Raw genomic sequence first — 21,675 nt, forward strand, 5'->3', positions numbered from 1 at the left:
TCCGTGGGGGGCGCGGTCGGTGGTGCGGTCGGTCAGGCGACGGGCGAGTGCAGGCTCGCGGTGGTCTCGGGGAAGCAGCGCGGGTCGTCCCAGAGCAGCTGGAGGTCTCTCGCCCAGTGCCGGTCCGGTTCGTCGGCGGCGTCCGCGGCGAGCCGCAGGGACAGGACGTGGCGGGGGAGTTCGGCGGCCGGGACCTCGGCGAGCGAGTCGGTGAGCCGGTCGAGGAACGCGCTGCCGGGGCACGGCGGTTCCTCGGTCCGGGCGCGGGGCGGGTCCTCGTGCCAGTCGCACGGGCAGCCGGTCCGCGGCCACAGCAGGACCGGCACGGGCACGGTGAGCCCCACCTCGAAGTGCTGCCGTGCCGTCGTGGGCGGCGCCGCGTAGCCCGCGAGCCCGGCATCCCCGTCCCAGAGCCGCTTGCGCAGGCTCGGCGGCCGCTCCCGGGTGCCGCACTCGACGCGGTGCACCTCGACCCCACGACCGGAGAGGTCCAGCTTCCGCCACTTCTTGCGCAGTTGATGGCGCAGCCGGCCGCTGCGGTGCCGGGCGCGGTCGGTCACCACCAGGGGATAGGCGCAACCGAGCGGCGTGCTGTCCTCCGCGCCGCACTCCCAGTGCGCCACCGCCTCGTTCAGCCACTCGCGGGGCAGGACGAACGTCACCAGTTCGTCGGCGTCCGGGGCGAGCTGGGCGACGGCCTCGTCGATGCGCCCCTGGACGTAGGCCCGCACACCGGTCCGCGGCAGCCGGCGTGTGCCCACCGGCCGGCGCCGTCCGTCGCGGTAAGCGGACACCTCCACGGTGACCTGGTCGGGTCCGGCACCGCTGTGGTCGATCTCGACGACCACCGGAGACCAGGCCGCCGATGCCGATGCCGATGCCGATGCCGGGCCCGGCGGCGGGGACACGGGAGCCGCGGACGGCCGGGCGCCGTCCAGCAGTTCGCCGAGCCGGCCGGCGAAGCGGTCCACCGCTTCCGGGTCGGGGACCTCCCACTGCACGTACGCGGCGGCCGCCCACAGGGTGGGGAAACCGTCCGCGGGCAGGGGCGGCCCGAAAGGGCCCACCGCGTCGACGTAGAGCCGGTTCGGATCGCCGACGCGCCCGGCGCCCGCGGTCCGCCGCAACAGGGCGTACAGCCGCCGGCGGGCGTCGTCCCGGTGGCCGGGGGTGGGCACCAGCTCACCCAGCTCGGGCCAGTACCGGGCCATGACGTCCAGCGGCAGCATCCGGCCCTTGCGCACGTCCGGCGTGCCCGAGGCCGCGGTGACCATACCGACGACCCGGCCGTCCGGCAGCGTCGCCGCCGCACCGCTGAACCCGGCCACGAGCGGCTGCCCGTGCCCGTGCCAGGCCACGAGTTCGAGCCATTCGCCCGCGATCAACTGGCCCGAGACCGCCTGGTACTCGGCGAGGGTGCCCTCGTCGTACCCCTCCGGGAAGCCGTACGCGACCAGCCGGGGGTAGGGGTCCGTGTACGCGACGTCGGGCGCCGCGAAGCCGGCCGGGTCGAGCGGGACCTGGCGGTCCAGTTCGAGCACGGCCACGTCACCGGGGTCGGCGGGGTCGCCCGCCCAGCCGCCGTGGGCGACGACCGAGGCGGACAGCTCGCCCAGTTCCCGGGCGTGCGGGAAGGAGACGGTCACCGCCGCCCGGCCGCTCCCTCTGACGACGTGGGCGCAGGTGAGCACCCGGTGACCGGCGACCAGGAAACCGGCCCCGACCTCGTTGCCGCAGGCGATGCGGGCGTGCCAGGCAGCACTGCGCATCACCGGGCGGCGGGCTCCGCCGCGGGTACGGCCTCTCCCGGCACGCCCTGTCCCGGCAGGGCGTCTCCCGCCACGGTCCGCCCCGGTGCGGCCTGCGCGGCCGGGTCCGCGGTCGTCTGCCCCGGGGACCAGCTGAGCTTCACGACCAGGTGGCCCTCCGTCGACCCCTTCGCGATGACCGCGCCGGCCTCCGCGGACAGCCGTACGCCGAACTCGATCTCCACCGTCTCGGGGCGCAGGCTGCCGTCCCGGAAGACCCGCAGCGCGGACGCGGCGGCCGCCCGCACGCCCTCCAGCGCCCCCTCGAAGGTGCGTGCCGCCTGGGCCGGACCGTCGCCGCGCGAGACCAGGCGGGCACCGGATCTGGTGACGACGTCCTCCACCACGACCAGCGCGCCGTCCTCGGTCCTGAACTCCACCAACCCGTCCATGGCGACGTCTGCTCCCCCGTCGTACCCGATGCGTGAACCAACACCCATGTTACGGACGGTGCTTCGGGTGTCACATCGTCCGAGGTGCGTGGCGGGACATCGGCCGAGGTTGGCGAGAACCCGCCAGTGCGCCAACCCGCCACCTCCGGCCGGATCCGCCGCCGCGCGAACCGCCCGACACTCTTCGCAGCACTCGACACGCAGTTCTCGCACGCGATTCCCGACACACCGTGCACGGGCCCCAGTTCACGTGACGCAGGGCCCGACTCGCACACGGACGCAGAAGAGGGCGTTGATGATCAGAGAACCAGTCAGGCGTGGGGCGGCCCTCCTGTCGGCCGGGCTCGTGCTGGCGATGCTGCCGAAGGCGGCGGCCGCCGCGGGCGACACGCAGGCCGTCCCGCGCACGGCGGACGCCGGCCGGACCGTCACCCTCGTCACCGGTGACAAGGTGACGGTCACCGACCTCGGCCGGGGCCGCAGGACGGTCACCGTCCAGCGGCCCCGCGGGGCCACCGGAGCGGTGCGCACACAGGAGAGCGACGGCCGCCTCACCGTCGTACCGGACGAGGCGCTGCCGTATCTGCGGGCCAGGACGCTGGACCGGCGGCTGTTCGACGTGAGCGGACTGATCCGGCAGGGGCTCACCGACGCCGGGTCGGACGCGACGCCGCTGATCCTGACCTACGGCAGGAGCGCCCGCACCGCCGCACCGGCCGGCACCGAGCGGGTGCGGAGCCTGCCCAGCCTGCGCGGGGCGGCGGTCGAGGCGGACAGAAGCCGCACCTTCTGGCGGTCGTTCACCCGGTCGGCCGGCATCGAGAAGGTGTGGCTGGACGGGCGGGTGAAGGCCGATCTGGCCGAGAGCAACGCCCAGATCGGCACGGAGACGGCCTGGGACGCGGGACTGACCGGCAAGGGCGTCACGGTCGCCGTCCTCGACACCGGCGTCGACACGAGCCACCCCGACCTCGCGGACCGGGTGAGCCGGACGAAGAGCTTCATCGAGGGGGAGGAGGTCGCCGACCGCAACGGCCACGGCACCCACGTCACCTCCACCGTCGGCGGCAGCGGCGCCGCCTCCGACGGCAGGGAGAGGGGGGTCGCGCCGGACGCGACGCTCGCCGTCGGCAAGGTCCTCAGCGACCAGGGCTCGGGCAGCGAGTCGCAGATCATCGCCGGAATGGAGTGGGCGGCGCGGGACGTGCACGCCAGGATCGTCTCCATGAGCCTCGGCTCCACCGAACCGAGCGACGGCACCGACCCGATGGCACGGGCGGTGAACACCCTCTCCGAGGAGACCGGCGTCCTTTTCGTCACAGCCGCCGGGAACACCGGCGCCCCGTCCTCCATCGGCTCGCCCGGCGCCGCCGACTCCGCCCTCACCGTGGGCGCGGTGGACGCCGACGACCAGGCGGCCTACTTCACCAGCGCCGGCCCCCGCTACGGCGACAACGCCCTCAAGCCGGACCTGTCGGCCCCCGGCGTCGACATCCTCGCCGCCCGCTCCCAACTCACGGCGGGAACCGGCTACTACGCCTCCATGAGCGGCACGTCCATGGCGACACCGCACGTCGCCGGGGTGGCCGCCCTGCTCGCGCAGGAGCACCCCGACTGGACCGGCGCCCGGCTGAAGGACGCCCTGCTGTCCACCTCCGCCCCACTGGACGCCTCCGCCTACACGCTGGGCGCGGGACGGGTGAGCGTGCCGGACGCGGTGCACGCGAAGGTCACCGCCACCGGCAGCGCCGACCTCGGCTTCTTCGGCTGGCCCTACGACGGGAACAAGCCCGTCACCCGCACCCTCACCTACAGCAACACCGGCGACGAGCCGGTGCGGTTGAAGCTGTCCGTGCACGGCGCACCCGACGGGGTCGCCACCCTCGCCGACACCTCCCTCACCGTGCCCGCGCACGGCACCGCCGCCACCACCGTCACCGGTGACGGCTCCCGGGCGCCGGTCGGCCGGACCAGCGGGCAGATCGTCGCCGCCGACCCGGCCGGCACCACCGTCGCGCACACCGTGTTCGGGCTGGTCAAGGAGAAGGAGCGGTACACGCTCACCGTCCACGTCAAGGACCGGGCGGGCGAGGCCGCCGCCGCCGACCTCGCGGTGCAGCGGCTCGCCGAGGGCGAGGACGCCCAGCCCGCCCACGTCGGCGACTCCGGGACCCTGAAGCTGCGTCTGAAGCCGGGCACCTACTCCCTCACCTCCTTCCTCGACGTGCACGGCAGCCACGGCGCCGACTCGCTCGGCCTCGGCTTCCTCGCCGCCCCCGAGATCGCCCTCGACCGGGACCGGGACGTCACCCTGGACGGCCGGAGACTGCGGGAGATCCGCGCGGACGTCGACCGGCGCACCGAGACCCATCAGCTCCTCATGGAGTTCGACCGGAAGGCGGGCGGCGCCGACCTGTTCGGCGCGGTCCAGGTGCCCCTCACCTACGACAGCGTCTTCGCCGCTCCCACGAAGCAGGTGACCCAGGGCGACTTCGAGTACCGGACCGTGTGGCGGCTCGCCGAGCCGGCGCTCCAGGTCGCGGGCGTCGGCGAGGCGACCGTCCAGGCGGGCGGCACCCTGATCGAGGGCCGGACCCGGCTGCCGCTCGTGGACGTCGGCGACGGCCCCGTCACCGAAGTGGCCGGCAAGGCGGTGCTCGCCCGTCTCACCGAGGGCACCGACCCCGCGGCACTCGCCCAGCAGGCCCAGGACGCGGGCGCCGAGGCGCTGTTCGTGACCGACGACACCCCCGGCCGGCTGATGGCCTGGTGGGGCACCGACGACAACGCCGACCGGCCCCTGCAGATCGCCACCGTCGACGCGGCCGACGCGGCACGCCTGCGCGCGGCCGGCCGGGTCGACATGACCGGCACCGCCGACTCGCCCTACGTGTACGACCTCTCCGAGGGGCACCGGGGCGCGATACCCGACCGACCCCTCACCTTCGCCCCCTCACCGAGTCGACTGGCGGCCGTCCCCGTCAGGTTCCACGCCGCGCAGCCGCTGAGCGGCGGCGAGTTCCGCTACTCCCTCACCGACGCCTTCCCGATCGGGCTCGGTTTCCAGGAACGCGTCGGCTTCCCCGCCGAACGTACCGACTACGTCTCCACGGGCCCCGGCCAGCTGTGGCACGAGTCCGTCGCGGTCGGCGACGGCACGCTGGAGGAGCGCAGCGGACTGGTGCGCTACGACGCCGGCACCCGGCCGGCGCTGCACTGGTTCCGCCCGGTGTGGCACCCCTGGCTGGGCACCGGACTCGGCTGGGGCCAGCAGCGCGCGGGCAACCAGATCCAGCTGAACACCCCGGGCTGGGGCGACTCCGGGCCCGACCACACCGGCTTCGGCGACGCGTGGAGCGAGGACAGCGGCATGAGCCAGACCACCGCCGTCTACCTCGACGGCACGCTCGTCGACCGCAACACCGGTTCCGCCGCCTATGTGTGGGACGCGCCCGCCGACGAGCACGGCTACCAGGTCGTCACCGACACCGCGCTCGACGCCGGCCGGTGGAAGCTCGCCACGAAGGGCCACACCGAGTGGACCTTCCGCTCGGCGGCCACCCCGGACGACCGCTGGACCTACCTGCCGCTGATCAACCTCGCCTTCGAGCTCGACACCGACCTCGCCGGAACCGTGCGCGCCGGGCACCGCGCCCCGGTCACGCTCGGCGCCGAGTACGTCGCCCGCGCCACCGGCACCGGCACGCTCGGCGGCGAGAAGCTGGAGGTGTCGTACGACGAGGGGGCCACCTGGCACCAGGTCCCGCTGAAGGGCGGGGGCACCGGCCGGCACGGCACACTGAGCGTGCCCCGTGAGGCCCGGACCGTGTCGCTGCGGGCCTCGGCCCACGACGACAAGGGCGGCTCGGTGACCCAGGAGATCATCCGGGCGGTGGCCGTGCGGTGACCCGGGGCGGGGGTGGTTCAGCGGCCGGATATGCCCCGGACCACCCCCAGCTCCACCAGGTCCTGCGGCCGGATGCGCAGTTGCCCGGCGGTCGCCTCCACCTCCTCGGGCGGCCGCTTGAGGATGGCCGCGGCGAGTTCCGGCGCGATCACCGAGAAGTAACTGTCCGGCACGGCCCACGTGTTGCCGGGTGCGGCGAGGGCGAGCGCGCCGCCGGAGCCGCCCTCGCCGACGACGAGCGTGGTGACCGGGACCCGGGCGGCGGCCACCGCCCCGAAGACCTCGGCGATGGCCGCCCCGGCCCCCTGCCGCTCCGCCTCCGCGTCGTTCGCCGCGCCCGGGGTGTCCACCAGGGTCAGCACCGGGACGCCGAGCCGGTCCGCCAGCCGGATCAGCCGGGCCGCGGTCCGGTACCCCGCGGGCCGGGTCGCCGTGCCGGTCTGCGCCGCGTAGGCCACCGTACGGCCGTCCCGCTCGCCGAACCCGCAGAGCATGCCGTCCTCGTCGGTGCCGCCGCAGCGGTCGCCGACGAGGGCGGCACGCGCCGAGAAGTAGGCGTCCAGATAGGCCCCCGCGCGCGGGCGTCCGGCCGCGCGCGCCCGCAACACGGCCTCCCAGCCGGTACGGGGGAGCCCACCGCCGCCGAGCGCGGCCGGGACGGGGGCGGGGGCGATCCCGGACGTCCGCGCGCCCGCCCCGCCCGCACCCCCGGACGGGTCCGCGACGGCCCCCGCGACGCCGCGCGACAGCAGCCGCAGCCACAGCCCCAGCACCGGCTTCAGCCCCTCGGGCCGCACCACCGCGTCCGCCGAACCCGCCGCGGCCTGGGCCTGCGCGGTGTACGCGGCCGGGTCGGCGTCCGGTGGCCGGACCCGGGAGCCGGCGAACCCGACCTGGGCGCCCGACAGGGCCAGGACGACGTCCGCGCCCGCACCGAGGGTGGCCCAGCCGCCACCCGTCGTCGGGTCCCGCAGGACCGCGATCTGCGGCAGCCCCGCCTCCCGGGTGAGCGCCGACTGCCGGGCCACCCGCTGGAGCTGGGTCAGCGCGAGCATGCCCTCCTGCATCCGGCTGCCGCCGGTCGCGATCAACGGCACCACCGGCAGCCGGTGTTCCCGCGCGTACGCGTACGCCGCCTCCAGCCGGTCGCCGGTGCGTTCGCCCAGCGACCCGCCGAGGAAGCCGAACTCGAAGGCGAGCAGCACGGCCGGGCTGCCGTCGACCTCGGCGGTGCCGCACACCACCGACTCCTCCTCACCGGTGCGCTCGGCGGCGCGGGCGCGCGAGGCGTCGTACCCCTGCCAGGCGAGCGGGCCGTCCGGCGCGGACTCCCGGCCGGGGACGGCGAGTTCGCGGAAGCTGCCCGCGTCCGTCACCAGGGCCAGCAGCTCCCGCGCCGAGTGCCGCTCAGACATCGGCCAGCGCCCGCTTCATGATCTTCCCCATGTCGTTGCGGGGGAGCGCGTCCAGCAGGCGGACGACCCGGGGCCGCTTGTGCGGGGCCAGCCGCCGGGCCACGTGGTCCGCCAGCTCCTCGGTGGTGGGCGGGGCCCCGGGGTCCGCCGGGACGATCCAGGCCACGATCCGCTCGCCCAGGTCGGCGTCCGGCTCGCCGGTGACCGCCGCCTCCCGCACCCCCGGGTGCTCCAGCAGCGCGTTCTCGATCTCACCCGCCCCGATCTTGTAACCACCGCTCTTGATCAGGTCGGTGGCCTTGCGTCCCACGATCCGCACGTACCCGTCGCGCTCGCGCACCGCCATGTCCCCGGTGCGGAACCAGCCGTCCTCCGTGAACGCGGCGGCCGTGGCGTCGGGCCGGTTCAGGTACTCGGTGAACAGGTTCGCGCCGCGCACCTGGATCTCGCCCACGCTCTCCCCGTCCGGCGCGGCGATCTCCGTGCCGTCCTCCTCCACCAGCCGCAGCTCCACACCCGGCAGCGGCACCCCGACCGTGCCCGCCCGGGCCTCACCGTCCGCCCGCACGCTGGTGTTCATCAGCGTCTCGGTCATGCCGTACCGCTCGATCACCCGCCGTCCGGTCGCGGCCAGGATCCGCTCGTGGTCGTGCACGGGCAGCGCCGCCGAACCCGAGACCAGCAGCCTGGCCCGGCCGAGCGCCGCGGCCAGCCCCGGGTCGTCCGGCAGGGCCTCGGCGAGGCGGTGGTACATCGTCGGCACGCCGAACAGCATGGTCGCGCCCTCGTTCAGCTCCCGGGTCACTCCCTCGGGACCGAACCGGCCCAGATGCCGTACCGAGCCGCCGCGCCGCAGCGGCCCGAGGACGCCGAGCACGAGCCCGTGCACATGGAACAGCGGCAGCCCGTGCACCAGCACGTCCTCCCCGGTCCACTGCCAGGCGTCGGCGAGCGCGTCCAGGGTCGTGGCGAGCGCCCGGCGCGGGAGCACCGCGCCCTTGGGCGGGCCGGTGGTGCCGGAGGTGTAGACGATCAGCGCCGGGTCGCCGTCGGCCGCGTGCTCCCCGGGGAGGGTGCCGGCGGCGGACGCGTCGACGTCCACCCGCGGCAGTCCGGCGAACACCGGGGGCAGTTCGGTGCCCGGCGCGGTGAGCACGAGCGCCGGAGCGCTGTCGGAGAGGATGTGCGCCAGCTCCTTCTCGCCCGACTTCGGGTTCAGCGGCACCGCGGCCGCCCCGGCGAGCAGCGCGCCCGTCACGGCGACGGCGGTCTCCAGCTCCGGGGTGGCCCACACGGCGACCCGGCCGTTGCCGCCCAGCCGGCCGGCCAGCGCACCGGCGGCACCCGCGAGCTCGCCGTACGTCGACGACCGTTCGCCGAACCGCAGGGCGACCCGCTCGCGGGGACCGTCCGCCAGGGCGGGGAAGAGGGAGGACACGCGGCGCACTCCTTACTGCCGGCTCGTCGGCCGACGGGGACGACAGCACCCTTCCTACCCCATGAGCCTCGTCCCGACGACCGTGCTCGGGTCCGGTGCGATCGCAGCTCGTACCCCGCGCCGGGCAGCCGGGGGCGGTTCGTCAGCCCGCGGGGGCGGACGCACGGCCGGACACGACGACGTCGGCGACGACGCAGCTCACGTTGTCGGGACCGCCCGCGGCGTTGGCCTCCTCGACCAGCAGCCGCACCGTCCGCTCGGGCTGCGCCCCGGCGGCCAGCAGCGCCGCGATCCGCGCGTCCGGCAGCACCTCGGTCAGCCCGTCCGAGCACAGCAGGAACCGGTCCCCCTCCCGGGCCTCCTGCAGCCGCAGATCGGGCACCGGGGCGTCCCCGCCGGTCAGCGCCTTGAACAGCAGCAGCGACTCCGTCGACACCCGGTGGTCCCGGGTGATCCGGCTCAGCTCCCCGTCCCGCAGCAGATACGCCCGTGAGTCCCCGATGTGCGCGAGGGCCAGCTCCGCACCCGTCCACAGCAGCGCCGTCAACGTGGTGCCGACCTCGCCGCCGCCCGCCAGATCCCCGACGGCCTCACCGGCGGAGCGCACCGCGTCCTCCAGCAGGTGCAGCACACCTCCCGCGGCGAGTTCCTCGGCGTCGTCCAGATACCGCAGTGCCGCCACCGCCGCGCTGCTCGCCGGCGCCCCCTCGGGGCCGAAACCGTCCGCGACGGCGAGCAGCCGGCGGCCGGCGTGGACCGTGTCCTGGTTGGCCGGACGGACCTGCCCACGGTCGGAGTGGGCGTGATGACGCAGTTCCAGCATGGTGAGGGGTTCCCTTCCCGTCGCTCCGGTCAGCTGGTGGACGAGGAACGCGGCGAGATCCCGCCGTACGGCCGTCTCCGCCTCGACCCGGGCCCAGTAGGCCCGGATCGCCCGCGCGGCGCCCGCCGCGTCGAGGGCGCACACCGCGTGTATCTCCGCGAGCGGCATGCCCAGCCGCCGCAGCCAGGCCACGAGCCGGGCCCGCCCGAGCTGACCGGCCGCGTAGTACCGGTAGCCGGTGTCCGGGTCGACCCGGGCGGGCCGCAGCAGATCCAGCTCGTCGTACAGCCGCAGGGCCTTCGGCGACAGCCGGCTGGCGCGGGCGAAGGCGCCGATCGTCAGGAACTCGATGTCCATGCCGTGCTCCTCCTCGTCCGCCCCCGATGCTGGGGCTTCACCGAAGGTGAAGGTCAAACCCCCTGTCCCGGTTCCGCGTCCGGTTGTTAGCCTCGCCGCGTAGATCACCCGACCGAGACGTCGTACGACAGGGAGTCCGCCGTGCCCCGCATCGCCCTCGCCACCTACGACCCCGGAGCCGAGCCCGTCCGCGACACCGATCTGGCGGTGCTGGTGCGGGCGCTCGGGGACGCGGGGGCCGAGGCCGAGGCCCGGTTCTGGGACGACCCGGAGGCGGACTGGGGCGGCTACGACCTCGTCGTCATCCGCTCCACCTGGGACTACAGCTGGCGGGCCGCGGAGTTCACGGCCTGGGTGGAGCGGGTCGGCGCGCTGACCCGGCTCGCCAATCCGGCCCCGGTGGTGCGCTGGAACACCGACAAGCGGTACCTGGGGGAGCTGGCGGCGGCCGGTGTGCCCACCGTCCCGACGCGCTACATCGCCCCGGGCGAACCGGCCGACCTGCCCGACGGCCACGAGTTCGTCGTCAAGCCGACCTCGGGCGCGGGGGCGCGGTTCGCCGCCCGCTACACGCCCGGCGAGCACGACACGGCGGTACGGCAGCTCGCGCGCATGCACGCCGAGGGCTTCACCGCGATGGTGCAGCCCTACGTGCGGGGCATCGACGTCAGCGGGGAGCGGGCCCTGCAGTTCTTCGGCGGCCGGCTGCTGCACGCGAGCCGCAAGGGCGCCGTCCTCACGCCCGGCACCCCGTACGACGCCGACAAGGTGCCCCACCCCGACCTGGTGCCCTGGCAGCCCACGGACGCCGAACTCGCGGTGGCCGAGAAGGCGTTGGCCACCGTCCCCGGTGGATCCGGGCTGCTGTACGCCCGCGTGGACCTCGTGGACGGCGAGGACGGCGAGCCCCGCCTGATGGAACTGGAACTGGTCGAACCGAACCTCTTCCTGTGGCTCCACCCGGCCTCCCTGTCCCGGGTGACGGAGGCGATCCTGGCGGCGGCGGATCGCGACTAGCGCGGCGGGGTCCGGGCGCCGCCCCGGCCGGCGGACCCCACCGTCGCCCGGCACGCGTCCGCGTACGCCCGCACCAGGGGCCGTCCGCCGTCCTCACGGCGCCACGCCAGCGCGTACCGGCTCGGGCCGACGCCCCGCAGCGGGCGGGTGGTGACCCCGCCCAGACTGACCAGCGGGGCGTTGCCCGCGGCGACCAGGCAGACCCCGAGGCCCGCGACCAGCGCCTCGTACGTCTCCTCGGCACCGGCGATCTCCGCGCCGATCCGGGGCGCCCGGCCCGCCCGCGCGTCCACGGCCAGCCAGTGGTCGCGCAGCACGCCCGCGCTCTCCGGCAGGGCCAGGAACGGCTCGTCCAGCACGTCGGCGAAGTCGATCTCGGCCCGGGCGGCCAGCGGATGCGTCTCCGGGAGGGCGAGCAGCCGGGGTTCCTCGGCGACCACCGTCCAGGCGTAGCGCTCCTCGTCGGGCAGCGGCAGCCACACGAACGCGGCCTCCGTGCCGCCGCCCGCCAGGCCCGCCGTCGGATCGTCCCAGCTCAGCTGGCGCAGCCGGACCGTGACGCCGGGATGCGCGGCGGTGAAGCGGGAGCGGATCGCCGGCAGCAGTCCGCCCCGCCCCGGACTGGTGCTCATGCCGACCGTGAGCGTGCTGCGCTCCGCCGCCCTGGCCGCCTCCACCGCCGCCGCGCCCCCCTTCCACGCGGCCAGCACCTTCCGGGCGTGCGGCAGCAGCGCCTCACCGGCACCCGTCAGCGCCACCCCGTGCCGGTCCCGCCGGAACAGCTCCGTCCCCAACTGCCGCTCCAGCGCCCGGATCTGCTTGCTCAGCGCGGGCTGGGAGACGTACAGCCGCTCGGCCGCCCGGGTGAAGTGCAGCTCCTCGGCGACCGCGACGAAGTAGCGCAGTTCGCGGCCGTGGACGTCACTGGTCATAGCCGTTGGTTATCACCATGGGTCTTGGACGGGCAATGGGGCGCGGCGGGAGGCTGGGGGACGTCGAGAAGGACGAGACGCACGGGGAGTCGCGATGAACAGGGTATGGCTGGTGACCGGGGCGAGCAGCGGCTTCGGACGGGCGATCGGCGAGGCGGCCGTGGCGGCGGGCGACGTGGTGATCGGCGCGGCCCGGCACCCCGAGGCGCTGGACGACCTGGTGGCCGCCCACCCCGACCAGGTGGAGGCGCTGCGCCTGGACGTGACCGACACGGCCGCGCTGGAGGCCGCCGTACGGGACGTCGTGGCCCGGCACGGGCGGATCGACGTGCTGGTCAACAACGCGGGCCGCACCCACGTCGGCGCGGTCGAGGAGACCACGGAGCGGGAACTGCGGGACCTGTTCGACCTGCACGTCTTCGGTCCGACCGCGCTCGTGCGGGCGGTGCTGCCGTACATGCGGGAGCGGCGCTCGGGGGCGATCGTCCAGATGAGCAGCATGGGCGGGCAGATGTCCTTCGCGGGCTTCGGGGCGTACAGCGGGACCAAGTTCGCGCTGGAGGGCATCTCCGAGGCGCTCGCCGACGAGGTGGCCGAGTTCGGGATCAAGGTGCTGATCGTGGAGCCGGGCGGATTCCGGACCTCGCTGATGGAGGCCGGCCGGGCCGGGGCCAGCGCGGACAGCGGGGTGTACGCGAAGGTGGGCGAGACCCGCGGCTTCGTCTCCGGTGGCGACGGCACGCAGCCCGGCGACCCGGCCAAGGCGGCGGCGCTGATCCTGGCCGCGCTCGGGGCGGAGCGCACCCCGCTGCGGCTGCCGCTCGGCGACGACGGGGTGAGCGCGGTGCTGGCCCACCTCGACCAGGTCCGCGAGGACGTCACGGCCTGGGAGAAGCGGACCAGGGCGACCGGGTTCGAGGACTGAGCCGGCGCGGCCGGCGGAGGCGGTTCAGCCGACGACGGCCGACCGCTGCAGCAAGCCCCAGGTGAACTCGGCGACCACCTCGTGCCGTACGCCCTCCCGGTCGGGGGCCGTGAACGCGAGCCCCCACCGGGTGGGTGCCGTGCCCTCCAGGGGGCGGGCCGGGGCGAAGGCGCGGGCTGCCTCGTCCACGGTGCAGGACCAGGGGACGAGGTCGTCGAGGGTCTCCGGTCGCGCCGCCGGGGCGCCGGGCGCCCGCACCAGCCACTCGTTCCACACACCGCCGTCCGGCCCGACCAGCACCTCGAACAGCAGGTCGGGCCAGAGGGGCAGGGCCCATCGGCGGGCCTCGCAGTCGAGGTCCCCGAGCCGGCGCGGGACGACCGACTCCGGTTCGCCGAGGACCGACCGGTAGCGGGCGACCGCGGACCGGGAGCGCGGCGAACGGACCATGGCCTGCCAGCGCTTGTTGGTCTCCCGCATCTCGGCGAGCGACACCCCGAGCCGCCGCCGGGCGTCCTCGACCAGGTCCGGATTGTGGTCGGCCATGCGGCGCAGCAGCACCAGCTGGAAGTCGAGTGGCATGCCCCCATGGTGCCCGGGCGCACGGGCGTGCCCGGAGACCATTGCCCGCGGAACCCGGTATGACTAGCCTGTGTTCGTCATGCCGATCGCCTGTTGAAATCTCGAACATCGGGTTGCCGACTCCGACATCCCGTACAGGCGCCTAGACCCAAGGGAGGGGGCCGGCCGTGGGACGTCTCGTGCCTGCCGTGACCCGGGCTCTCGACATTCTGGAGCTGTTCCTCGACGGGGACGGGACGCTCTCCGCCCCCGACATCGTGCGCAGGCTGCAACTGCCGCGCACCACCGTGCACGAGCTGGTCACCACCCTCGCGGCACGTTCGTACATCGTGCAGGTCCCCGGACAGCCCGGACGGTACCGGCTCGGGGTGCGCCCGTACCAGCTCGGCAGCCGCTACGCGGAGCAGCTCGACCTCGCGGCCGAGGGCCAGCAGGTGGCCCGCTCGGTCGCCGAGACCTGCGACGAGACGGTGCACGTGGCCATCCTGGAGGGCACCGACGTCATCTACATCGCCAAGGTCGACTCCACGCACGCCGTCCGCATGGTCTCGGCCGCCGGCCGCCGGCTCCCCGCCCACTGCACCTCCGTCGGCAAGATGCTGCTCGCCTCCCTGCCCGAGCGGGAGCTGGCCGCCCGGATCCCGGACGGCGCCGAGCTGACCGCGATGACCCCGAACAGCATCACCGGGCCCGCAGCGCTGCGCGAAGCCCTGGCGGAGATCCGGCAGCGGGGCATCGCCGTGGAGAGCCGCGAGTCCAACCCGGACGTCTCCTGCGTGGCCGCGCCGGTCCGCGACCGCACCGGCCAGGTCGTCGCCGCCCTGTCCATCTCCGTGCCCATGATCCGCTGGAGCGAGGAGCGCCGCGCCGAGCTGGAGCGGCTCGCCGTGAAGGGCGCCGCCGAGCTGTCGGAGCGGCTGGGCCACCGGAGCGGGGTATGACGGCGTACGAGGTCGCGGTGCGGGCCGGGGCGACGCTGGGGGAGGGCCCGGCCTGGGACCCGGTGTCCGGCCGGCTGATCTGGCTCGACATCCTCGGCGCGCGCGTCCACACCTACGATCCGTCGACCGGCCGGCGCACGGTGCGCACGACCGACCAGCACATCGGTGCCGCCAAGCCCCGGGCGGGCGGCGGTCTGGTGCTCAACCTCCGGGACGGGGTGGGACTGCTGGACCCCGACGGCACGTTCCGCTGGCTGCGCCGCGAGCCGGTGCCCGGCCGCCGCGGGAACGACGCGGCGGTGGCACCCGACGGCTCCCTCTGGGCGGGCACCATGCGGTACGACGAGGCGACCGGTGGCGGCACGCTGTCCCGGCTGACCGGGGACGGCACCGCGGCGACGGTCCTGCCGGACGTCACGGTCAGCAACGGCACCGGCTGGAGTCCGGACGGCCGGCTCATGTACTACATCGACACCCCGACGCGCCGCGTGGACGTCTTCGACCATGACGCCGACGGGGTGCGCGACCGCCGCCCGCTGGTGGAGATCGAGGAGGGCGCGGGTTTCCCGGACGGCCTGACGGTCGACGCGGACGGCTGCGTGTGGGTGGCGCTGTGGGACGGGGGAGCGGTGCGCCGCTACACACCGGCCGGCGAACTGGACCGGGTGATCACCCTGCCGACACCGCGGACCACGGCCTGCGCGTTCGGCGGCGCCGCGCTGACCGACCTGTACGTGACGACCGCCCGCGTGGGTCTGCCCTCACCACACCCCGTGGCCGGCTCGCTCCTGGTGATCCCGGACGCCGGCCAGGGCCTCCCCCAGCCGGCGTTCGCGGGCTGACCGGTCGGCCCCGGCCTAGACGACCCCCGCGGCCCGGTCCTCCGGTACGGCCGCCGAGGACCGGACCGCCTCCACCGTCCCCGGATGCCGCAACGCGACGGAGATCGCGGCGATCTCGCGGAGCAGGCTCGTGGGGTCGGGCCCCGCCACCGGCTCGGACCTCCGGCCCGCCCCGCTCTCGACCGCGTCCAGGATGCCCACCGCGGCGGCCAGCGCCCGCGCCCGCTCCGGCGGATGCCCCAGCGCGAGCGCGGCGTCGTACGCCCGTGTCCCGAGGTCCGCGTCGATGCGCCGGGCCAGCGGCAGCAGCACGTCCCGGATGAACGTCTCACGCCGGGTCAGCCGCAGCTCCGGCGTGCCCCGCAGGGTGAACGGCACGCCCTCGCCGCTCACGGCCCGCATCAGCCGGTACAGCGGCCGCAGTTCGCGGTGGGCGAGCCGGACCCGCCTGCGGTCCTGCAGATACTGGCCGGCGTGCGGAAGGATGAAGCCGGCCGCGACCAGGATCGCGGACAGCGCGGCGAGCGGCGGTGCCAGGTTCGTGCTCAGCCAGTCCAGGTCACGCCCGCACCAGCGCGCGAACACCGCCGTCAGCTTGGCCCCGTCGAAGATCAGGTTGAGCGCGTACCCGGCGCCCAGCAGTTTCAGCCCCCGGCGCAGCCAGGCGTCCAGGCCCTCGGTGTGCGCCCAGTCCCAGATGAGCCGTGAGGTGATCAGGCAGGCCACGCCGTGCGCGACGAGGTAGAGCAGGATCTCCTCGCGCATGAAGGGGGTGCCGGCGTAGTAGGTGTCCAGGTCCCGCACCCGTTCCTCGGGGGCGTCGGCGAGCAGGAACAGCACCCACAGCGCGACGATCACCCCGCCGTACACCGACACCACCCGGCGCAGCGCCTGCCGGGTCGCCGCCGAGCGGTCGTACCGGCCGTTGCGCCAGGCGACGAGCAGCAGCAGGCAGAAGCCGGACATGGCGGTGATCAGCGAATAGCACCAGGGCGCCGCGATGTTGGGCACCCCGGTCAGCCGGTTCACCCGGACGATGGTGGACGGGGTGCAGAACACGAAGACCGCGCCGGCCAGCAGCAGCAGGCCGCCGACGGCGCGCAGCAGCGGGTCCCGCCACAGCCGGATGATCGAGGGCAGTTTGATCACCAGCGCGACGGCGAGGACCGCGGTCGGGATCCAGAAGGAGATGTAGAACTCGTCGAGCAGCGCCGAGGGGTCGAGGGCGAGCCGGGTCACCGCGCGGCTCCGCCCCGTCCGCGATAGCCGAGGGCACGCTGCACGGGGCCCGGCGGGGCGTCGCCGGCGCCGGTCACCTGGCGGCGGAACAGGGTGGCGAGGCGGTGCCCGAAGTCGTCGGCCTCGGCCTCGTCGGCCTCCCGGGAGCCGTTGCGCGCGGCCACCGTGAGCGCCATGTCCCGCCAGCCGGGCGCGTCGGCGAAGGCGCGGGCCACCGCGGCGCCGGCCGGGTGCTGATGCCGGTGCCCGGCGTGCAGATGCCACAACTCGTGCCCGAGGATGACCAGTTGCTGCAGGGCTTCGGCCCGTTCCTCCACGATGACCAGGTCGAAGTCGGTGAACTCCACCCAGAGACCGGTGACCTCGATCTCGTCCGGGAACCGTTCGAAACGCAGCTCGACCGGGCGTCCGCCGCGCAGCACGCTCATCTCCTCGCACAGGGCGCGGCCCAGCTCCCGCACTCCGCGGGGGGTTTCGGGCCGGGCCTGGACGGCGGCGGCGAGACGGCCGGACAGGGAGCGCATTCCCGGGCCGGGACGGGAGCGGCGCAGCCGTGCGGCCAGGCGTGCCGACCGCTGTCGCGCGCCCGCGAAGTCCATCGGTCTCCCTCCCCACCGCCGGTACGGCGGCCGGTCCGAGCGTACGCGCCCGGATGTGTCCGCGTCATGCGATGAGGCGACCGTCGTCCGGGGCGCGACCACCGCGTGAGCACCGGCGGCAGGGCCGCGCCCGGGGCCTCAGCGGCCGGGGGAGGGCACCGGGTCCACCGGTACGCCGCCGGCCGCCCTGCCCAGCAGGGTCAGACCCACCTTGCCGGGCCCCGAGTCCGTGGTGAACTCCGAGAGGACCGCCAGCGCGAGCGTGTTGGCGCCCCGGGTGCGCAGGATGCCGTTCGGCAGCACGAAGGTGTGCTGCGGGCCGACGTTGTTGATGTACTGGCCCATGTTCCAGCCGTTGAGGAAGATCTGCGCCCGGTAGGCCCGATACGGGTCGTCCTCCAGGGTCAGCCCGATCGACGCGTCGACATCGGCCGGCACCGACAGCCGGAACGTGGTCCGGTACCAGGTCACGCCCTGGTACCGCGCGGCCCGCGGGAGGGTCACCGCCTCCCAGTCCCGGTCCCGGAAGCCCGGCAGGTGCCAGCCCTCCCGTTCCCCGTACAGCCCGCCGTTGTTCATGGGCCCGCGCACGGGGTCCGGGGCCGCCTCGCCCTGGATGCGCCAGGTGACGTCCGGCGCGGCCCCCGCGAAGGAGACGGCGGTCAGTCCGCGTGCCGCCTTGTGGGTGTCGAGCGCCTTGCCGTCCTGGTCGTGCTGCATGCGCCGGACCAGCACCGACAGCACGTGCCGGCCGGGCGAGCGCAGCCGCTCGCGCACCGGGAGGACCGCGGTGTCGGCCCAGCTGCCCTGCCGGATGGTGGTGGTCTTGTTCGGCACTGGCATCCGGTGCGTGCCCAGCGGCTCCCCGTCCAGCCAGGCCATCAGCAGGCCCTGGGTGCCGGTGCGGTAGGCGAGCGAGATCTCCTCCAGGCCCTCGGAGCCGCTGAAGGAGCCCCGGTACCAGACGTCCCCGTAGTGGAAGCCGTAGTCGTCCGCGAACAGCACCGGCTGCCCCTCGGGCACCTCGGTGGTGCTGTACGACGTCTTCTTGTCGGCGACCCGCCACGACGAGTCGTCGAAGCTCGGGCCCGCCTCCGGGTTCTCCGTACGCATCCGCCAGCCGCCCAGCTCGGGCAGCTCCACCCCGGGCACCTCGGGCAGCAGACCCGTGGTCATCAGGCTGCCGGCGAGGGTGGTGCGGGTGGGCAGGGTCCGCCCGTTCCACACCAGCTTGTCGATCCCGCGCGGCCCCCACACCTCCACGGTCGCCGTCTCGGTGACGTCGCCCGTCAGCCGGACCTCGGAACCGTGCACCTCGACGTGCCGCAGCAGTTTCGGGCCGTACACCAGCAGCGTTCCGGAGGGGGTGTCGTAGGGGAAGAGCCGGACGGCGGTGGCGTCGTCGGCGAAGAGCAGCAGCAGCGGGGTCTCGCTCTCGCCGTTCTGCACCAGCACCCGTGTCAGCCCGCCCTGGCCGAGGGGCGCGCTCACATGCAGTTCGTTGCGGTCGTAGATCCAGGCGCCCTCCGGGTCGAGGCGCTGCACGAACGGCTCGACCGGGCACTTCAGCACCAGCTCGGCCATGTCGTCGCGGCGCCCCGAGAACAGGGCGATGTCCTGCCGCCCCGCCGACAGGTGCAGCACGGGCTCGGCGGTGGAGTACTTCACCGTCCGCCGGCCCACCGAGAGCCCGGTCGTCACCAGCCTGGCGTCCTTGCCGGGCACGGTGATCCGCAGGTCCCCGGCGTCGGTCGGCAGGTCCGTGGTGACCGCGTCGGTGCCGTCGTTGCGCGCGATGTACACCTGCGCGCCGGTGTCCGGGTTGGCCAGGTGGTAGACCTTCACGCCCTCGGCCTTCACCTCGGACGCCTTGTCCAGCTTGGCGAAGTCCGGCACGCGTTGCAGCAGATGCCCGAGCTGGTGCATCGGGGCGATCTTGTCGGTGACGTTGCGGCCCTCGTCGATCGCGGCCCCGTAGTCGTACGAGGTGTAGACGACCGGTGCGGGCAGCCACCCCCAGGAGGTGCCGCCGAACGTCATGTAGACGTTGTGCAGGGTCAGGCCGTTGGCGAGGTTGGTCAGGTAGAAGCGGCGCTCGTAGGCCGCGTCCCGGGTGCGCCGCGACTCGGCGTACCCCTTGCCGTCGAACCAGGCACCGCCCCACGGGTCGAACCAGCCGCCCCCGAACTCGGGCACGAACCCGGGCGTGGCCGGCGAGGCGGTGGCCCCGCCCTTCATGCCGCCGGACCCGAAGTGCCCCCAGTCCGGCGGGGTCTGGGAGGGCGACGGGTAGCCGTCGAACCCGTACAGCCAGCCGCCCTTGTCGCCGCCGGTGTCGAACGAGCCGGGGACCCAGTAGCCGTTGCGCCCCTTGTCGTTGTGGAACAGCGGCACGTCGATCCCGTCCGCGCGGACCTTCTTGTACAGGTGGGACATGTAGTCCCGGCCGGCGGCCTCGGTGACGTGGGAGTCGTACTCGTTCTCGATCTGGTACAGCAGGATCGTGCCGGTGCCCCGGGTGAACAGATGCCGGCGGGCGATCCGGTTCACCTGCGACAGCCACTCGTCCACGTGCGCGAGGTAGTCCGGGTCGAAGGTGCGTGCCGTGCCCTTCGCCGCCGTGAGCCACCCCGGGAAGCCGCCCCCGTCGACCTCGGCGTTGATGTACGGACCCGGACGCAGGATGACGTACAGCCCCGTCTCGGCGGCCATGCGCAGGAACAGGTCGAGGTCCCGCACGCCCGTGAAGTCGTACCGGCCGGGCGCGGGGGAGTGGTAGTTCCAGGCCACGTAGATGCTGACGGCGTTGTAGCCGTGGGCCCGCATCTTCTGGAGCACGTCGCGCCACAGCGAGGGGCTCGGCAGCCGGAAGGGGTGCAGCTCGCCCGACCACACCACCAGCCGCTTGCCGTCGACGAGCAGCGAGTAGCGGTCGTACCCGATGGTGTGCCGCTCGCCGTCGGCGCTCGGCGGCTCGGGCGCCGGGCCGGTCGGCGCGGTGCCGCCCGCGAAGGCCGAGGGTGCGCCGGGGCCGCCGCTGCCGCCCAGGGCGAGGCCGAGCGCGGCCGAGCCGGCGAGGGCACTGAAGGTACGTCTGCTGAGCGCCAAGGTGGATCCTCCCGGGCGATCGTACGGGGCGCGGGTGCGGCCATTCTCCACGCGGGTACGCCCCACAATGGACACATGAGGATCTCGGCGCGGGCGGATTACGCGGTACGGGCGGTACTGGAGCTGGCCGTACGGCAGGGTAACGGCCCGGTGAAGGCGGAGGAAATCGCCGCCGTCCAGGACATCCCGCACAAGTTCCTGGAAGGGATCCTGGGCGATCTGCGGCGCGCGGGGATCGTCGACAGCCGGCGTGGCGGGGGCGGCGGCTACCGGCTCGCGCGGGACGCGGCGGCGATCACCGTGGCGGACGTCGTCCGGGCCGTGGACGGACCCATCGTCTCCGTGCGCGGCGAGCGCCCGACCTCGCTCTCCTACACCGGTACGGCCCAGCCCCTGCTGCCCCTGTGGATCGCCCTGCGGGCCAACGTGCGCCGGATCCTGGAGGGCGTCACGGTCGCCGACCTCGCGGCGGACGCCCTGCCCGAGCCGGTCCGGGCGCTGGCGGCGGAACCGGCGGCGTGGGAGAACCCGTGACGGAGTGAAAACCCGGAAGTGAATGGCCTGAGTTCGCTCTGCCCGGTGCTCGTGGGGCTCCCTACGCTACCCACGCCTCCCTTCCTCCTTCACAGTTGACGCACATTTTCTTCAAGGGTGAACGGGCGGGCGGAGGCATGACCCCCCACTCGACAACCGGGAGAAACGATGGCTGGTGGACTCCTCCTGAGCGGCGCCGTAGCCGCTCTACTCACCACCGCGCTACCCGCCCAGAGCTCGTCACCCGTGTTCGACGACCCGCCCCCGGACAAGATCGTCATCGACGTGGCGACGGTGAACGGATCGGGCTGTCCCGCGGGTACGGCCGCCGTGGCCGTGTCGCCGGACAACACGGCCTTCACGGTCACCTACAGCGCCTACCTGGCCCAGGCCGGCGGTAACTCCGATCCCACGGCCTTCCGCAAGAACTGCCAGCTCAACCTGGTGGTCCACGTGCCCCAGGGCTTCACGTACGCGATCGCCAGCGCCGACTACCGGGGCTTCCTCTCGCTCCAGCCCGGGGCGACGGCGACGCAGAAGGCCTCGTACTACTTCCAGGGGTCCCCGAACACCGTGCCCTTGTCCCACCCCTACGGCGGGCCCTTCAACGACGACTGGCAGGCCACCGACACCACGGACTGGGCCCAGCTGGTCTGGGCGCCCTGCGGGGTCCTGCGCAACTTCAACATCAACACCGAGCTCAGGGTGAACGCGGGCAGCGCCAACCCCGGCAAGGTCAGCTTCATGACGATGGACTCGACCGACGGTGACATCAGCACCGTCTACCACCTGGCATGGAAGGAGTGCCCGCACTAG

General features: G+C 74.3%; 17 protein-coding genes. 7 read left to right on the top strand and 10 right to left on the bottom strand.

Features of this window, described 5'->3' with window-relative positions:
• Nucleotides 1-32 precede the first annotated feature (32 nt).
• Both BLW57_RS26440 and BLW57_RS26445 read right to left on the bottom strand, forming a co-directional pair.
• Nucleotides 33-1,769, bottom strand: coding sequence for a VMAP-C domain-containing protein (locus BLW57_RS26440; protein ID WP_176985974.1), 1,737 nt, complete (start codon nucleotides 1,767-1,769; stop codon nucleotides 33-35).
• Nucleotides 1,769-2,248, bottom strand: a complete 480-nt coding sequence (locus BLW57_RS26445) for a CU044_2847 family protein (protein ID WP_305629473.1) — start codon at nucleotides 2,246-2,248, stop codon at nucleotides 1,769-1,771. The genes BLW57_RS26440 and BLW57_RS26445 overlap by 1 nt, the downstream gene beginning before the upstream one ends.
• Before the next feature lie 247 nt (nucleotides 2,249-2,495).
• Between BLW57_RS26445 and BLW57_RS26450 the strand changes: the two genes are divergently transcribed.
• Nucleotides 2,496-6,107 carry a S8 family serine peptidase gene (locus tag BLW57_RS26450; protein ID WP_093477900.1) on the top strand — a complete coding sequence of 1,204 codons (3,612 nt, stop codon included), beginning with the start codon at nucleotides 2,496-2,498 and terminating at the stop codon, nucleotides 6,105-6,107.
• Between the two features lie 17 nt (nucleotides 6,108-6,124).
• On the opposite strand, the gene BLW57_RS26455 is transcribed toward BLW57_RS26450, so the two are convergent.
• The 3 genes from BLW57_RS26455 to BLW57_RS26465 all read right to left on the bottom strand — a co-directional run bounded on the left by BLW57_RS26455 (nucleotide 6,125) and on the right by BLW57_RS26465 (nucleotide 10,134).
• Nucleotides 6,125-7,522 (bottom strand): carboxyl transferase domain-containing protein, encoded by a 1,398-nt coding sequence (locus BLW57_RS26455; protein ID WP_176985725.1) that lies wholly within the window; start codon nucleotides 7,520-7,522, stop codon nucleotides 6,125-6,127.
• On the bottom strand, nucleotides 7,515-8,960 hold the full coding sequence (locus tag BLW57_RS26460) for an acyl-CoA synthetase (RefSeq protein ID WP_093477901.1): 1,446 nt from the start codon (nucleotides 8,958-8,960) through the stop codon (nucleotides 7,515-7,517). Before BLW57_RS26460 ends, BLW57_RS26455 begins: the two co-directional genes overlap by 8 nt.
• Nucleotides 8,961-9,102: 142 nt before the next feature.
• Complete coding sequence (locus BLW57_RS26465) at nucleotides 9,103-10,134, bottom strand: MerR family transcriptional regulator (protein ID WP_176985975.1); 1,032 nt, start codon at nucleotides 10,132-10,134, stop codon at nucleotides 9,103-9,105.
• A gap of 147 nt (nucleotides 10,135-10,281) precedes the next feature.
• On the opposite strand from BLW57_RS26465, the gene BLW57_RS26470 reads away from it, so the two are divergent.
• Nucleotides 10,282-11,157 (top strand): ATP-grasp domain-containing protein, encoded by an 876-nt coding sequence (locus tag BLW57_RS26470; protein WP_093477904.1) that lies wholly within the window; start codon nucleotides 10,282-10,284, stop codon nucleotides 11,155-11,157.
• Here BLW57_RS26470 and BLW57_RS26475 read toward each other — a convergent pair.
• Nucleotides 11,154-12,089 (bottom strand): LysR family transcriptional regulator, encoded by a 936-nt coding sequence (locus BLW57_RS26475; protein ID WP_093477906.1) that lies wholly within the window; start codon nucleotides 12,087-12,089, stop codon nucleotides 11,154-11,156. The two genes, BLW57_RS26470 and BLW57_RS26475, sit on opposite strands and share 4 nt — an antisense overlap.
• Nucleotides 12,090-12,183: 94 nt before the next feature.
• On the opposite strand from BLW57_RS26475, the gene BLW57_RS26480 reads away from it, so the two are divergent.
• On the top strand, nucleotides 12,184-13,014 hold the full coding sequence (locus tag BLW57_RS26480; protein ID WP_093477907.1) for an oxidoreductase: 831 nt from the start codon (nucleotides 12,184-12,186) through the stop codon (nucleotides 13,012-13,014).
• Between the two features lie 24 nt (nucleotides 13,015-13,038).
• Here the strand turns inward: BLW57_RS26480 and BLW57_RS26485 are convergent, their stop codons facing one another.
• Nucleotides 13,039-13,596 carry a hypothetical protein gene (locus BLW57_RS26485; RefSeq protein WP_256339595.1) on the bottom strand — a complete coding sequence of 186 codons (558 nt, stop codon included), beginning with the start codon at nucleotides 13,594-13,596 and terminating at the stop codon, nucleotides 13,039-13,041.
• A gap of 167 nt (nucleotides 13,597-13,763) precedes the next feature.
• Here BLW57_RS26485 and BLW57_RS26490 point away from each other — a divergent pair, with 167 nt between their 5' ends.
• Both BLW57_RS26490 and BLW57_RS26495 read left to right on the top strand, forming a co-directional pair.
• Nucleotides 13,764-14,537, top strand: coding sequence for an IclR family transcriptional regulator (locus BLW57_RS26490; RefSeq protein ID WP_093477910.1), 774 nt, complete (start codon nucleotides 13,764-13,766; stop codon nucleotides 14,535-14,537).
• Nucleotides 14,534-15,379 carry an SMP-30/gluconolactonase/LRE family protein gene (locus BLW57_RS26495; RefSeq protein ID WP_093477912.1) on the top strand — a complete coding sequence of 282 codons (846 nt, stop codon included), beginning with the start codon at nucleotides 14,534-14,536 and terminating at the stop codon, nucleotides 15,377-15,379. Before BLW57_RS26490 ends, BLW57_RS26495 begins: the two co-directional genes overlap by 4 nt.
• Nucleotides 15,380-15,394: 15 nt before the next feature.
• On the opposite strand, the gene BLW57_RS26500 is transcribed toward BLW57_RS26495, so the two are convergent.
• From BLW57_RS26500 to BLW57_RS26510, 3 genes are all read right to left on the bottom strand, one after another.
• The gene (locus tag BLW57_RS26500; RefSeq protein WP_093477913.1) at nucleotides 15,395-16,618 is read right to left on the bottom strand and encodes an MAB_1171c family putative transporter; all 1,224 of its coding nucleotides are present in this window, start codon (nucleotides 16,616-16,618) and stop codon (nucleotides 15,395-15,397) included.
• Entirely contained in the window at nucleotides 16,615-17,217 is a 603-nt protein-coding gene (locus BLW57_RS26505) for a toxin-antitoxin system, toxin component family protein (RefSeq protein ID WP_176985726.1), read from the bottom strand. The genes BLW57_RS26500 and BLW57_RS26505 overlap by 4 nt, the downstream gene beginning before the upstream one ends.
• Nucleotides 17,218-17,355: 138 nt before the next feature.
• A complete protein-coding gene (locus BLW57_RS26510) occupies nucleotides 17,356-20,325 on the bottom strand; it encodes a beta-galactosidase (protein WP_093477915.1) in 2,970 nt (989 codons plus the stop codon).
• A gap of 75 nt (nucleotides 20,326-20,400) precedes the next feature.
• Between BLW57_RS26510 and BLW57_RS26515 the strand changes: the two genes are divergently transcribed.
• A complete protein-coding gene (locus tag BLW57_RS26515; protein WP_093477917.1) occupies nucleotides 20,401-20,859 on the top strand; it encodes an RrF2 family transcriptional regulator in 459 nt (152 codons plus the stop codon).
• Between the two features lie 168 nt (nucleotides 20,860-21,027).
• Nucleotides 21,028-21,675: a DUF4360 domain-containing protein gene (locus tag BLW57_RS26520; RefSeq protein WP_093477918.1), complete on the top strand. Its 648-nt coding sequence runs from the start codon at nucleotides 21,028-21,030 to the stop codon at nucleotides 21,673-21,675.

Origin of the sequence: Streptomyces sp. 1222.5, assembly GCF_900105245.1 — a bacterium.
GTDB lineage: Bacteria > Actinomycetota > Actinomycetes > Streptomycetales > Streptomycetaceae > Streptomyces > Streptomyces albidocamelliae.